Annotated in this window: 12 protein-coding genes and 1 pseudogene; 5 read left to right on the forward strand and 8 right to left on the reverse strand. The window is 63.8% G+C overall.

The window, feature by feature from the left end; genetic code table 11:
• Positions 1–945, forward strand: a pseudogene (locus OF380_RS09095) (TonB-dependent siderophore receptor); the annotation flags it as partial.
• A 259-nt stretch (positions 946–1,204) separates the two neighbouring features.
• On the forward strand, positions 1,205–2,098 hold the full coding sequence (locus tag OF380_RS09100; RefSeq protein WP_404810608.1) for an alpha/beta hydrolase: 894 nt from the start codon (positions 1,205–1,207) through the stop codon (positions 2,096–2,098).
• Positions 2,099–2,325: 227 nt separating this feature from the next.
• Here OF380_RS09100 and phnE (OF380_RS09105) read toward each other — a convergent pair whose 3' ends face one another.
• The 6 genes from phnE (OF380_RS09105) to OF380_RS09130 form a co-directional block, all read right to left on the reverse strand.
• Positions 2,326–3,177 (reverse strand): phosphonate ABC transporter, permease protein PhnE, encoded by an 852-nt coding sequence (phnE, locus tag OF380_RS09105; protein WP_264050441.1) that lies wholly within the window; start codon positions 3,175–3,177, stop codon positions 2,326–2,328.
• Complete coding sequence (gene phnE, locus OF380_RS09110; protein ID WP_264050442.1) at positions 3,174–4,052, reverse strand: phosphonate ABC transporter, permease protein PhnE; 879 nt, start codon at positions 4,050–4,052, stop codon at positions 3,174–3,176. Before phnE (OF380_RS09110) ends, phnE (OF380_RS09105) begins: the two co-directional genes overlap by 4 nt.
• 32 nt (positions 4,053–4,084) lie before the next feature.
• Entirely contained in the window at positions 4,085–5,011 is a 927-nt protein-coding gene (gene phnD / locus OF380_RS09115; protein WP_264050443.1) for a phosphonate ABC transporter substrate-binding protein, read from the reverse strand.
• Between the two features lie 55 nt (positions 5,012–5,066).
• Positions 5,067–5,870: a phosphonate ABC transporter ATP-binding protein gene (gene phnC / locus OF380_RS09120; protein ID WP_264050444.1), complete on the reverse strand. Its 804-nt coding sequence runs from the start codon at positions 5,868–5,870 to the stop codon at positions 5,067–5,069.
• An 89-nt stretch (positions 5,871–5,959) separates the two neighbouring features.
• On the reverse strand, positions 5,960–6,589 hold the full coding sequence (locus OF380_RS09125) for a DapH/DapD/GlmU-related protein (RefSeq protein ID WP_264050445.1): 630 nt from the start codon (positions 6,587–6,589) through the stop codon (positions 5,960–5,962).
• Between the two features lie 11 nt (positions 6,590–6,600).
• Entirely contained in the window at positions 6,601–7,266 is a 666-nt protein-coding gene (locus tag OF380_RS09130; protein ID WP_264050446.1) for a DUF1045 domain-containing protein, read from the reverse strand.
• A gap of 390 nt (positions 7,267–7,656) precedes the next feature.
• Between OF380_RS09130 and OF380_RS09135 the strand changes: the two genes are divergently transcribed.
• Positions 7,657–8,472, forward strand: a complete 816-nt coding sequence (locus OF380_RS09135; RefSeq protein WP_264051263.1) for an oxidoreductase — start codon at positions 7,657–7,659, stop codon at positions 8,470–8,472.
• A 357-nt stretch (positions 8,473–8,829) separates the two neighbouring features.
• Here OF380_RS09135 and OF380_RS09140 read toward each other — a convergent pair whose 3' ends face one another.
• Complete coding sequence (locus OF380_RS09140) at positions 8,830–8,976, reverse strand: hypothetical protein (RefSeq protein WP_264050447.1); 147 nt, start codon at positions 8,974–8,976, stop codon at positions 8,830–8,832.
• A gap of 480 nt (positions 8,977–9,456) precedes the next feature.
• Between OF380_RS09140 and OF380_RS09145 the strand changes: the two genes are divergently transcribed.
• The gene (locus OF380_RS09145) at positions 9,457–12,549 is read left to right on the forward strand and encodes a rhamnan synthesis F family protein (protein ID WP_264050448.1); all 3,093 of its coding nucleotides are present in this window, start codon (positions 9,457–9,459) and stop codon (positions 12,547–12,549) included.
• A 687-nt stretch (positions 12,550–13,236) separates the two neighbouring features.
• On the opposite strand, the gene OF380_RS09150 is transcribed toward OF380_RS09145, so the two are convergent.
• Positions 13,237–13,605: a hypothetical protein gene (locus OF380_RS09150; protein ID WP_264050449.1), complete on the reverse strand. Its 369-nt coding sequence runs from the start codon at positions 13,603–13,605 to the stop codon at positions 13,237–13,239.
• 277 nt (positions 13,606–13,882) lie between these two features.
• Between OF380_RS09150 and OF380_RS09155 the strand changes: the two genes are divergently transcribed.
• Positions 13,883–14,305: a hypothetical protein gene (locus OF380_RS09155; RefSeq protein ID WP_264050450.1), complete on the forward strand. Its 423-nt coding sequence runs from the start codon at positions 13,883–13,885 to the stop codon at positions 14,303–14,305.
• Positions 14,306–14,373: the final 68 nt, after the last annotated feature.

Here is a 14,373-nt window from a genome sequence, read left to right on the forward strand (position 1 = left end):
CTGACTCGGAACTACGGTACGCAAGTCATTGCGACGCCGGCCCTCGGCCCATTAAGCTATCAGAGCCAGGATCAGGTCGGCCTCTACCTTCAGGACCAACTGAAGTTCGACCGCTTTATCCTCACGCTCAGCGGCCGGCAGGATTTCGTCTTCCAGGGCAATCGGGATGAGGCCGGAACCAAAACGCAGCAGAACGATACCGCCTTCACCGGCCGAGTTGGCTTGGGCTACATCCTGGCGCCCGGCCTCGTTCCCTACGCCAGCTACGCCACCAACTTCACGCCCCAGGTCGGGGTCGACGCCAACGGTCGTCCGTTCAAGCCCGCAACGGGCGAACAGATCGAGGCTGGCGTCAAGTACCAGATCCCCGGGACGAACATTCAAGCTGCCATCGCGGGCTTCGACATCGTGCAAAGCAGCGTCCTGCGGCAGGACCCCAACAATCTGACCGCCACCGTCGCGACGGGCTCGGTTCGATCCACCGGGTTCGAGATGGAGATGATCGCCAACCTCGCCCCCGGCACCAACCTAACGCTCGCCTACACGCATCTCAACCTGCGCTACGTGAGGCAGACCTCCCTGGTAACGGGCCAGCCCATCGACGGAAACGCCCTCTCCGGGATTCCCGGCGATACCTTCACCAGCTTCCTAAGCTATCTCTTCCCGTTGTCGTCGCCCCTGCGCGGGCTCACGCTCGGTGGCGGGATGCGCTTCTCGGCCAACAGCTTCGCGGATGACGAGAACACGGTCCGCAACCCGACCGTGACACTGTTCGATGCCCTGGTGGCTTATGACTTTGCCGCCCTCGACCCGAAGTACAAGGGCTTCCGCGCGCAGGTGAACGGGTACAACATCCTCAACCGGGACTATTACAACTGCCAGGCGGGATACTGCTATCAGGGCTCGCCCGCGACGGTGCTCGGAAGCCTGATCTACCGTTGGTAGGTGCCGATCGCGACGGAACGGGACCGGTCGGAACCGCCTCGTCGACGGGAGGCCGTCCCGACCCTGCTGGATTCGTTGCCCGACGATGGGAGCGGGCGACCTCCTGCCGGCTGATTGCCGATCACCCCGCCGGATGACGGGGGCGACGGTCGAGCGCCCGACCCACGAAATGCGGCCGGACGTCCCTCTGGAGGTGATGCCCTTGACGACCCTCATTTCGCGGCGCGTGTTCATGAGCCGCTCCACGGTGGCCTGGCTGATGCTCACTGCGCCGCCCGTGGCGGCCCTGGCAGCGGTGGACGAGCCCGCCCGGCTCGTTGACGCGGTGAGCTTCGACCTCGGAGGAACGGCGGAGCGGCCACCCTGGCGGATCACGCTCTACGTCCCGCCGGGCCCTGCGCCGGCCGCCGGCTGGCCCATCCTATATCTGCTCGACGGCAATGCCGTGACCGGTACGGCCATCGACATCGAGCGTGTCCAGGCGCCCTACCCGGACGGAACCGGCATCGGCTCCCGGTTCGCCATCGTCGGGATCGGCTATCCAGGCGATCAGGCCTATGACGGTCTGCGCCGATCCTGGGACTACACCCCGCCACCTGGCAAATCCTACCCGCCCTACAGGGCCGATGGCCCTGCGGTCAGGACGGGGGGCGCCAACCCTTTCTTGCGCTTCGTCATCGACGAGTTGAAGCCGGCGGTGGAGCGGCGCTGCAAAGTCGATCCGGCGCGGCAGGCCCTGTTCGGGCATTCCTTCGGCGGCCTCTTCGTCCTCTATGCACTGGCCCAGGCCCCCGCGACGTTCTCGCATTGGATCGCGGCCAGTCCGTCCATCTACTGGGAGGAGTTCGTCCTGCTGACGAGCATCGACGCCCTGGAGAAGAGCCCTCCGGGTAAGGCGCATGTGCTCCTCATGGCCGGTGCCTACGAAGCTGAGCTTGCACCGTTCCAGCGGACTGCGCCGGACCATGAATCGCGATTGGCGCGCCTCAAGCTGGCTCGCACCGTCGAGGCGGCGCGCACCCTGTCAGATCGCCTCGGTAGGATACCGGGACTGAAGAGCGAGTTCCGGGTCATCCCCGGCAAAACGCACATGACCGTCCTACCGGAAGCGCTCAACGAGGCCGTCACCTCATTCCTGGGTCGAGCAGGTTAGAAGACCGAACCGGGATCGGCATCCGTTGTCGCGGCAGCGGTCCGTCATCTCAACGATGACGCTCGGTGATGTCAGCTCTGATACCTTCGTCGACCGGAAGCGGACCGGCGGAAAGCAACCCATCACGGACGTAGGGCTTCGTCCGCCAAACGGCCGGGAACGGACCGCCCGAGGGTCTGTCGAGGGTCGGATGCGGCTTGCTGTGGCGTGTGAACCCGGCTTCCGCCCTATCTTGCCACCCCGCCGATCAGGGCCCGGCGCAGGCGGCCCGAGACGGCGTCGATGATCGCCACGGTGACGAGGATCATCAGGATCAGGAAGGCGACCTGGCGCAGTTCGAGGACGCGGATCAGCTCGGTGAGGTATTGGCCGATGCCGCCCGCGCCGACGATGCCGATGATGGTGGCCGAGCGGGTGTTCGATTCGAAGAAGTAGAGCACCTGGCTGCCGAGCACCGGCAGCACGGCCGGGATCAGGCCGAAGCGGATGCGGTGCAACTCGGCGCCGCCGGAGGCGGACACGCCCTCGCCGGCCTTGCCGTCGACGGTTTCGAGGGCCTCGGAGAACAGCTTCCCGAGCGCGCCGAAATCCGCGCAGGCGATGGCGAGCGCACCCGCGAAGGGGCCGAGTCCGACGACGTTGATCCAGATCAACGCCCAGATCAGCACGTCGACGGAGCGCACCACGTCGAGGCCGCGCCGCACGGTGAAGTGCACGAACGGGTTCGGCACGACGTTGCGGGCGGCCAGGAACGCCACCGGAAACGCCAGGAGCGCGGCCGTCAGTGTGCCGATGAAGGCGATGCCGAGGGTCTCGGTCAGCGCCTGCAGAAAGGCCCAGGCCCGGCCGTCGGCGTCCGGTGGGAGCATCAGCAGGCTGAACTCGCCGAGGCGGCCGAGGCCATTGAGGAGTCGCGCGGCGGAGAAATCAAGGCGCACCATCGCGTAACCCGCCAGGGCGACGAGGCCGGCGAGCGCGAGGCCCGCGACGAGGCGGCCCCGCCACGCTGGCCGGAAGCTCTCCGGAAAGCGCTGGCGCAGCGCGTCGATCTCGGTTTGGCTCAGGTCGGGACCGGTCATCGCAGGCTCCCGAGGAGGTGGTGACGCAGGCGCTCGGTGCCGAGGTCGATCGCCATCACCGTCAGGATGATGAGGACCAGGATCGCGCTGACATCGGCGTAGTAAAAGTTGCGGATCGCCACGAGGAGTTCCTGCCCGATGCCGCCGGCGCCGACGAAGCCCATCACCCCGGCGCCGCGTACGTTGATCTCGAAGCGCAGCAGCCCGTAGGAGACGAAGTTCGACAGCACCTGTGGCAGCACGGCGAAGCGCAAGGTCTCGACCCGCCCGGCTCCGGCGGCGGTGAGGCTCTCCACCGGCTTCATGTCGATGTTCTCGACGACCTCCGAGAACAGCTTGCCCAGTGCCCCCGTGGTGTGGATCGCGAGCGCCAGCACGCCCACCATCGGCCCGAGGCCGAAGGCGATGACGAAGATGAGCGCGAATACGATCTCCGGCACGGTGCGGCAGAATTCCAGCCCGCGCCGCACGAGGAAGCACGCCGTCCGGCTGCCCGTCACGTTGGCGGCGGCGGAAAAGCACAGCAGGAAGCCGCCGATCGCCCCCAGCAGGGTGCCGAGATAGGCCATCAGCAGGGTCTCGCCGAGAAGCCCGAGCCATTTCGGCCAGCCCCAGTACCATTCGGCGAGGTCCCCCGGCAGGTTCGCCAGGGTCAGGGGCGGCAGGATCTGGGCGATGTAGTCGGTGAAGCGGCCGATATTGGCCGCGAGCACCCCGGGGCGCACCTCCGCGGCCCGGGCGGCGAGCCCGGTGAGGAGGACGAGCACCGCGAGGCTGGCCCAGGTCCGGCGCCGGGTCGCGGCGACGGCGGCATCGTAGGCCCCCGCCAGGGCGGCGGCCCGGTCGGGGGGCAGGGGCGTGATCCGCTCAGGCATGGTTGGTCACGGGCGGCTCACACGAACTCGGGTCAAGACTTGCGGCGCTGGTCGTCGTTGAACTTCAGCATCTCGATGATCGGCTGGTAGTCCTTCAGGGTCACGGCGGTGAGCCCCTGGTCCTTGCCGTCCGAGAGCCGGTCGAACGCCACCTTGTCGGCCGTCGGCAGCGCCACGAGGGCGTCCCGGATCCGCGCCTTGAGGTCGTCGGGCAGGCTCGCCAGCATGGCGAAGGGCCCCTCGGGCAGGAAGTCGGACTTGAACACCACGCGGAAATCGCCCTGGCCCATCGCCGTACCGTCGGGCTTCTTCAGCATGCCCTTGGCGGCCATGCGGGTGACCATGGTGTCGGTGTCGGTGTTGTAGAGGTTGGCCGCCGCCTCCACCGTGCCCTGGACGAGGGCGAGGACGGCGTTCTCATGGCTGCCGGCGTAGACGGTCTTGCCGAAGAACGCGTCGACCGGGTGGCCGGCCTTGTGCAGGAAGAAGCGCGGCGCCTGGTTGCCGGAGGTGGAGTTCGGATCGACGAGGGCGAGGTTCTTGCCCTTCAGGTCCTCGATCGTCTTGTAGGGGCTGTCGGCGCGCACGTAGATCACCGAGTAGTAGCCCGAGGCGCCGGTGTCGTGGCGCTGGTTGACGATGGGCTCGATCTTGACGCCGGTCATCACCGCGCGGGCGAAGGAGGCGGGGCCGTAGAAGGCGAGCTGGGCGTTGCCGGCGCGCTGGCTCTCGATCACGGCGGCGTAGTCGTTGGCGATCCGCAGCTTCACCGGCACGCCGAGGGCCTTCGACAGGTAGGCGGTCATCGGCGCGTAGCGATCGGTGGTGCCCGACGCGTTCTCGGCCGGGATCACCGCCAGGGTGAGTTCGGGGTAGGTTGCCTTCCAGTCCTGCGCGGCGGCCGGGACGGCGAGGAGGGCGAGCGCGAGGGCTCCGGCGAGGGTGCGACGGTTCAACATGGGAATCTCCCGGATGGGTGTGTGAGGGACCAGGCCGAAGGGTCAGGCCAAAGGATCAGGCGACGAGAGCGGCGGGATAGCCCCGGGGCCGTGCCGGCGCGGCGGGCGCGTCGAGGACCTCGCCGGCCTCCAGCCCGTAGAGCTGGCGGGCGACATCCTCGGTGAGGTCGGCGGGCGCGCCGTCGAACACGAGGCGGCCGTCGGCGAGTCCGACGAGGCGGTCGCAGTAGCTGCGGGCCAGATCGAGGGAGTGCAGGTTGCACAGCACCGTGAGACCGTGGCGCCGGTTGGCCTCGGCGAGCGCATCCATGACGATGCGGGTGTTGCGCGGATCGAGGGAGGCCACGGGCTCGTCGGCCAGGATCAGGTCGGGGGCCTGCATCATCGCCCGCGCGATGGCGACGCGCTGCTGCTGGCCGCCGGAGAGCTGGTCGGCCCGGTGGCCGGCAAAGTCGCCCATGCCGAATTCGTCGAGGGCGGCCAGCGCCAGGGCGCGCTCGCGCTCGGACCAGAGCTTGAGGAGGGAGCGGTGCCGGGGCACCTCCGAGAGCCGGCCCATCAGCACGTTGCTGAGCACGTCGAGGCGGCCGACGAGGTGGAACTGCTGGAAGATCATCGCGCAGCGCGCCCGCCAACGTCGCAGGTCGCGGCCGCGCAGGGCCGTGACGTCGAGGCCGTCGAACAGGATGCGGCCGCCCGTCGGCTCGGCGAGGCGGTTGATCATCCGCAACAGGGTCGACTTTCCGGCGCCCGAGCGCCCGATCACGCCGACGAACCGGCCGCGGGGGATCGCGAGCGAAACGCTTTCCACCGCGCGGCGGTCGCCATAACGCCGCGTCAGATCTTCGAGGATCAGCATGCAGGTATCCGGTATTTCATGATGAATACCGGTAGACCCTCCGGACGCGACAGTCAGATGACAGTTTCCCGGCTAACCGATAAGCGGAGTTATTGTGCTTGGACCTCGTAGCGCTCCAGGAACGCTTCGATCGGCAGGGTGCGGAAGTCCGGCAGCGCCCGGTGCAGGCGCGCATGGTCCCAGTCCCACCAGGCCAGAGTCTGCAGGCGCTCGGCGATCGTCTCCGGGAAACGGCGGCGCACCACGCGGCCGGGATTGCCGACCACGATGGTGTAGGGGGCCACGTCCCGGGTCAGGATCGTGCCCGCGCCGACCACCGCACCGGTACCGATGCTGCGACCGGGCAGGATCACGGCCCCGTGCCCGATCCAGACATCGTGGCCGATGGTGACGGGGAGGGCCCGGCGCCGGGCGAAGAAGGCCGGCTCGTCCGCCTCGCCCGGCCAGTAGGCGCTGGCCCGATAAGTGAAGTGGGACTGCGAGGCCCGCTCCATCGGATGATTCCCAAGGTTGATCCGGACATGCGATGCGATCGAGCAGAATTTGCCGATGGTCGTGTAGTTCGCCTGCCCGTCCTCGACGATGTAGGAATAGTCGTCGAGGCTGGTCTCGCTGAGGCGCGTGCGCGCACCGACCTCGGTGTAGCGGCCGAGGCGGCAATCCGAGAGATGCGCCGTCGGGTGGACGGCCGGTTCGAAGCCGAGTCGGTCGGAGGCCATGGCGGGTTCTCTCAGGCGGAGAAGGGCAGGCGGCGCAGGAGGCGGAACGGCGCCCCCCCGTCCTGGACGACGACGCTCACCGCATCGATCACCAGGTCGGGCAAGGCGGCGGCCGCCTCGGCCAGCAGCGGCAGGGCCGTCGATCGATCCGCGGGATCGAGGCGGCCCGTGAGCGTCATGTGGAAGCGGAAGGCCTCGAAGACGTGGGGGTAGCCCCAGCGCTCCAGCAGCGCCCGGCCGCGGGGATCGAGGCGCTCGGGGCGGCGGCGGGCGCGCTCGGCCTCGGTAAGAGCCGCGCGCAGCGGATCGAGGGCCGCGACGCACTCGGCGGCGAGGAGGCCGAGGGCCGGCGGAGGCGCCTCCGGCACCAGGGCGAGGAAATCCCCGAGGGCGGTGACCCGGAGGGGGCCGACGGGCAGCGGGCTCCGATGCGCCGCGAGGGCTTCGGCCGCTGCGAGGAGGTCGGCTTCCGCGACGCCCGGGGCGAGGCGCATCGGCGGCTTCAGGGTGGCGTGGAACCCGTAGACGCGCGGCGCGGCCGTATGGGCCGCGAGGATGGCCCGGAGCACGTCCGGGCCGGGCGCCGGGCCGGCCCCCAGGATCGCGTCGCCGAGAGCGGCGAGCGCCGAGCCCGGGGCGGGGGTGAAGTAGAGAGCGTATCGGGCAAGTTGGTCCAAAGGAGCATGACCTTGGCTGCGCGCGGCGGGCCGAAGTGCTCACCCTATGCAGCGGAGGTATCGATTGCGTGTCAAACGGCATTCAGCGTCGGAGCTCGGACGCCCAGGTCCGGTCCTTCGGGGCTGTTCGTCACCTGCTGGGGACTGAACGGGTTCGCCTTCGCGACGCGCTGGGGGGTTCTGATCGCACGCGCTTCCGGCATGTCCGCGCCTCCCGGGACTTCCACGGCGATCGCGGCCCAGCGCCGCCGATCCGGGGCGACCAGGTCGGTGCGCCTCCACACCGACCCGCCGGCGACACGCCACTCGTTTCTTGTCTTAATAGATTACGTGTATAATTTATATGGATGGAGCCGCCGCAGCAAAGGCGCCTCCGGAGGAGAGACCATCGTGACCCAGGCTTCCATCAGGACCGCCATCGTGACCGGAGCCGCTTCCGGTATCGGCCTGGAAACCGCCGAGGCCTTGAAGGCCGCCGGATACCGCGTGTTCGGCACGAGCCGGAAGCCGGCGCCCGACCTCGGTCTCAGGATGCTGACCTGCGACCTCACCGACGACGCGTCCGTCGCCGACATGATCGAGACCGTTGTCGCTGAAGCGGGCCGCATCGACCTCCTGGTCAACAACGCCGGTTTCGGCATCAGTGGCGCGGCCGAGGAATCCTCCATCGCCCAGGCGCAGGCCCTGTTCGACGTCAACCTGTTCGGCGTCATCCGCACGACCCGGGCGGTCCTTCCGGTCATGCGCGCTCAGAAGGGCGGCCGGATCGTCAACATCAGCTCGGTGATGGGCCTGATCCCCGCACCCTACATGGCGCTTTACGGCGCGAGCAAGCATGCGGTCGAAGGCTACTCCGAGTCCCTGGACCACGAGGTTCGCGGCTGGGGGATCCGGGTCGTCCTCGTCGAACCCGCCTTCACGCGCACGTCGTTCGACCGGAACCTCGTCCGGTCCGACAGGCCGCTCGACCTCTACGAAGCGGAGCGGGCCGGTATGGAGCAACGCGTGGGCGAGGCCATGAAAACCGCCGACGCGCCCGAGGTTGTGGCGAAGGTGGTCGTGAAGGCCGCTACCGCGCCGAATCCGAAACGCCGTTATACGGCGGGGCCGAAGGCACGGCAGATCAGCCTGCTGCGCCGCTTCGTGCCCGCTCGCGCCTTCGACAAGAGCTTCCGCAAGGAATTCCGCCTTTCCCCCATCTCCTGACGCCGAAAGCCAGGACCGTGGTTCGCGAGAGGGCGACACCGGAACCTCCGACGACCCGTGGGCGGTCACCCGAAGGGCCGTCGTAACTCGGGGGATCGGCGGGCCGGCCTTCGACGTATCGTCATCCCTCGCGCCTCGGAAGGGATCCCACGACCAAAGGCATGGGGTCGAGCTCGGCCGGTCCATCGATAAGCGGATCGGACGGACGTGACCGCTCGTGTCTGTCCAAGCGTATCCTGCGGCCTCGGAGCGTCGGGCTTTGGTGCGAACGCTTGACGGAACGGAAGGCCGCGGCAGACCGGCTCAGAAGCTCGGACCGACTGTTGCGGGTCGCGGTGGCAGCGAGATCAGCGGCCGTCAGTCCTGAGTTGCGCATCGCTCGTTCGAACGGGCTTCCTCGACCCAGCGAATCTTCAGCGATCCGAACTCGTGCGTTCCGCTTGCAGTTGCCGTCAGAACACCGAAACCATTCTGCACAACGACAGCATCCGCTTTGTCGAACATTATCCGGTCTTCTCGGAAGTGACAGGACGCGGACGTAGCCGGATCATTCCGACAAAGAACGGCTATGGGCAGTTGTGAAGATCTCGAAGAGGGTGCCGTACGTCGGAGGCAACCCACGGTCGGTCGGTGTTCACCCTTAGGAGAGCACCCAATGCAGTCCGGAGCGCGCGCCCGACTGGACTTTTTTCCATGGCCTGCTAGCCGTACCACATCAATTGTGAGCGGGCGTTCTGACTTGTGATGTCGCATGAGCCAATTCCGGTCGCCTCATCGCACCCAGCCCTTTGTCCATGAGATTGGCCCCAGTTCACGCAACGGATCATATCGCACGATATCTTGGTGCGATTTCTATTCGACATCTTCGGACGCGAATATACCGTTGGTAGAAAAGCCGCATACTTCGGGAGCTCGCAGAGTGGGTACTCTGCTCCCCGGACGATATTCGCACAGAAAACTACGGCCTTGTAGGGAAGGATCGAAATGACGGCAATAGAGGAGCTTTTCGATATTGATTGGTATTCTTCAGTATCCGGTATACTTTTTGCCGATGCGTCGGAGGCGATAGAGCATTACTTACGGGTGGGCGCAGATCTGAAATTTTCACCTAGTCCGTACATTGATGAAGAATTCTACAGATCGTCAAACGAAGATGTCGATGCGGCAGGAGTATCGGCTCTTGAACACTATGTTAAAGATGGTGACTTCGAGGGTCGCAGGCCGAGCCCATTGTTCGATAGCGCTTGGTACAGGGAAAAGTACCAGGTCCAAGAGAATACGTTGCTTCATTATATAAGGACAGGATATGCGCAGGGCCATTTACCCGGTCCGGTTTTCTGTTCGGATTGGTATGCCGAGAAATATCGCGTCAAGTCTAACCCGTTGCTTCACTACATTATAAATGGTCATAGTGAGGAATTCAGTCCAAACCCGGTTTTTGATGCAGAAAAGGTTGCCGCTAGCGTCAAGGTCAGCAAAGGGGAAAGCATCTTTGCAGCATACATCAGAGCATCACGTCTCGTTGATGTTGAGTTCAGCGCGCTTTTTGACGCTGAGTATTACAGACGCCAATGCGAGCTTTATGGCTATCATGCCAATGGAGTGTCCAGCCTCGAGTCGTTTTTGAACAGCCCCATCGAAATCGATTGCCATTCTTTGTTTTCCAGACGTTATTATCGTTCGAGGTACATAGACAATTCGGACGAAAACGAATTGGTCCACTTTATGAGGACCCCCCAAGCAATCAGGGATCCTCATCCATTCTTTTCGACGCGTTATTATTTCGAGCAAAGGCCGGATGTCAGGGCGGCGGGTGTTCAGGCGGTTTGTCACTATATGGAATTTGGCAGCTTCGAGTCTACGAATCCGCATCCGCTATTCGATGCTGCGGAATACAAGAAGAAATACGCTGACATCAATTTTCAAGAAACGAACCCGCTTATCCATTATATCGAAAAGGGGTTCGCCGAAAACAGGTCGCCACGATCTCCTGACGTGGTGATACCGTCCGCAAAAAGGGCGGGGAAGCGGTCATTCTCCAAAACATCGAGATCGAAAATCGTTTCCCACGACCGTAAGATCGGAGTTTTTGCCCACGTATATTTCATTGATCTGATCGAGGAGCTTGTCCTACAAGTGAACTTCATACCGGGTTCCTGTAGGCTGTTCATCACGACCGACTCACAAGAGAAAAAATACGCAATTTCCGTCGCTTGCCGGGAGTTCTCGCGACACCCATTCGAGGTGCGCGTGACCCCGAACCGGGGCCGGGACATCGCGCCGATGCTGATCGGCTTTCAGGACCGACTGATGGAGGTGGATCTCGCGCTTCACATTCATACGAAAAAGTCCAGTCACTACAAATCCGGTTTCGATTCCTGGAGATCTTACCTTCTCAAGTCTAATCTGGGGTCTACCGAAAATGTATTGAATATTATAAATATTTTCAACGACGGAACGATCGGCGCAGTGGCTCCCGTGGACTACCCTGCGATAGAGCCTCTGGTTCAATGGGGAGGGAATTTGGGCTTATGTAAAAAGCTCATTGGAATGATGACGGATAATAACTTCTCGATCGGTACTGAAAACCCTCTGGAACTGCCCAGCGGCTCCATGTTCTGGTTCGATCCGACCGCATTGAATAAGCTCATCGAGCTTCCTCTCGACTACAGCATGTTTGATCCGGAACTCGGGCAGGTGGATGGGACGCTCGCCCATGCCATCGAGCGATCGTTCTTCTACATCGTGGAGTTGGCAGGACGGTCTTGGGTCCGCTTCAAGCCTTCGGATGAGGGCACAGATTCTCTGAGCTACGACGTGCATAAGTTGCTGCCGAATCGTTCCGGCGAAGGTCCTCTGGTCCGGTCAAATCCTGAAATACGCCCCTTTACGGCAGTCAGAAGCGATATTCGCCGCCCGCGACTGAACCTCCTTATCCCGACGGCCGAGCGGCAGATCGGGTATGCGGGCGTTTCCGAAGCGTTGCGTCTGTTCGATGGGTTGGCAGCGAAGTTGGGATCCGCTTTCGATCTCCGGATCATTGGCACGGTCGTACCATTCAGCAATCAAATCGAAATCCCGACGGCGGCGAAAATCACGAGCCTGTTTTCGGATCACGCCGACGACACCTACTGTGTGACGGATGGGACAAAGAGAATCTCCGAATGCTTGAGTGTTCGTGAGCAAGACATATTTATCGCAACAGCCTGGATGACCGCGGTTCAAGTGGAGGATCTTATCGATCAGCAATCTGAGATGTTTCAGAAGGAAAGACGCAAATACGTTTATCTTATTCAGGATTATGAATGCGGTTTTTACCCTTGGTCTACACGATCTGCGCTGGCTGAGGGGACATATAAAAACAATACAAATGCGATCAAGATCGTGAACACGCAGATCCTGGCGGACTTTTTCATCAGCGACGGATACTTCCGAGATGCGATCGTCTACAATCCACCCATCAATGAGAGGATTCGGTCGGCCATCGTTCATGGACTGAAAAGAGAAAAGATCGTACTGGCCTATATGAGGCCTGCGGCGCCGCGGAATTGCCTGGAATTTGCGAACGCGGTTATCGATGATGCCGTTCACGAGAGCCCGGAGTTCTGGAAAGACTGGCGGTTTATCGCGATCGGAGAAGATTTCGATCCGTTCCTCTTCACGAAGTCGGAAATTGTCGAAAACGGCGGACGACTCACACTGAACGATTATGCGGACCTGATCTCACGGGCTTCCGTCGGTCTTTCGTTCATGGTCTCGCCTCACCCAAGTTACCCGCCCTTGGAGATGGCCGCTGCCGGCATGAAGGTGATCACCAACAAGTATGCGAACAAAGATCTCTCGGACCTTCATACGAATATTCATTCGTTCGACAAATTCGATGTGAAGTCGGTTTCCCGGATGCTGAAGTCACTCAGCGACGATGTCGCTTCCGGCTTGGCGGTCCCCGGTCGAGCCAAGGCTGATTGGTTCTTTGATGGCAAAACGAATATCGATGAAGCTCTGAATGTCGCCTCCGAAGCCGTCAGACGGATCGTCAGTCATGGGGAGGTCGATCATGGGGAGCATGAGACGTAGACGCGTTCGCCGTCGTGTCTCCACTCCCGCGACCTGCTGCTCCGTGAAACGCGGGGGCGTGTGATGATGGCCTCGCGGCGCAGGGTTTGCGTTGCGAGGCAGGCACCTCGCCACCCATCCGTTTGGCGGGCCGGACTTCGCTGCTTCCGTCGCGGGGTGGTTCGGACCGCCCTTGGTCTCCTGAGGTGGCAGGCGTGGCTCGAGCGGGTGCTCCCAGCCGCCGAACAAGATTCCGCGCATCTCCGCCAGGGTGTTCTGCGAGCCGGGCTCGTCCTGCCGCAGGCCGTCGTGTCTGCAGGTCGAGCCCCGCGGGGCAAACCCGGGGCACGAGGCAGGATGTCATGAGGCGAAGGTTGGATTTTCAGCCGACCGGCAGGCGATGCGTGGCAGGAGGGGCCACGCCTGTCTTGCATGCCGGAGGCCGGCGGGTGCTCCTCCGACCGGATGCCCTCAGAGGTCGGACTTGGGGCGCGAACGCGCGATCCTGCGACGCCGATCTTCGTCAGGCGGCGTCTGGGTAGCCTTGAGGAACTTCCCGACGAGGATACCCACCGGGACCGAGAGCAGGAGCCACCGGAGAAGAAATCGGAACATGTTCGCCCTCTCTGCCCACCACGGGTGGTCCGGCCCAGGAGTCACCGGCACGCATCGCGATGCGTGCCGGTACTCGGCAGTGGTGAGATAGGGTCAGACGGCCTTGTCCGGCAGTCCCTTCTGCACCGCTTTGTGGAGCATCCGCAGCCAATGGACCGCTTCCCGCGCCTTCGCCTCGGCGATCTCGGCGCGCTTCTCCGCCGCGAGCACCAGGGCGCGGCTGGCCTGGCTGGCATCGACGATGGCTTCGACGTTCGCGAGGGTGATGGACCAGTCGAATTCGTCCCCTGTGCCGCTTCGGGCCGTCTCGGCCCTTTGTGCGACGGTATCCGTGAAGTCCTCGGGGATCAGTCTCTTCAGGTCAGCCTCGGATTGCGGAAAGGAATGCTTGAAGATTTCCCGGATCCGGTCCGCCTCGTTGTCGACCGTGTCGGCGAACTCCGGCTTTCTCTCCGCTTCCATGATCCGAGCATCCTCTCGATAAGTACAAATCTCTTGTCAGGACTTATCCTATTGCGATGAAAGTTTTGTTAAGTGGTGTGGATGTTGTGCGGGTGGACCTCCGCCCGGAGCTTTCATTCCCCGATCTCCACAGGATTGCGGGGCCGGGTGGCCGGGCCCAGGCGCCGATCTTCCCGGGACGGTGATTGCCCGGTGAACAGAATGGTGACGGACTCCGTGCTAACGCCTGGGCCAGACGGCGCTTCCGAGGACGTGCCCGCCGTCAGGGAGATGTCAGATGAGCGCCGCCCTCGCGCCAGCAATTCAAGCACCGGACGCGGTGGACCGCCTGCCCGAACTCTCGCGGCTGGCGGCAGATCTCGCCACAAACGTCATCAACGCGCAGATCGAGGGGCAGCCGGTCCCCGACGGACACATCCGGTCGCTGCTGGATGCCGCCCTGCTGCTCCGGGAATACGGCGTGGCGTTGCCAACGCTGCTCGGGCAGATCATGGCGGGTGTCGCCGAGCCGGAGGTTCGGTCGCCGATCGGCGAATCCGGTTCCGTGGAAGCCGTGCCCGTGGAATCTTTGCCTGCGAAATCAGGCCCTGAGGGCTCCGGGCCCGCCGAGCCGCACAGGCGAGCACCACGGGCCGAGGATGATGACGATGCGGGGCGTCTGGCTTGGCTGCTGCGTCCTTTCCAGGAAGCGAAGGGCTGAGGCAGGGGGCTCGTCGCGGCTCGAACCGCGAACGAATACGGCCGGGCCGGGTTGATGGGGCATGCAGG

This window comes from Methylobacterium sp. FF17 (genome assembly GCF_025813715.1).
Taxonomy (GTDB): Bacteria; Pseudomonadota; Alphaproteobacteria; order Rhizobiales; family Beijerinckiaceae; genus Methylobacterium; species Methylobacterium flocculans.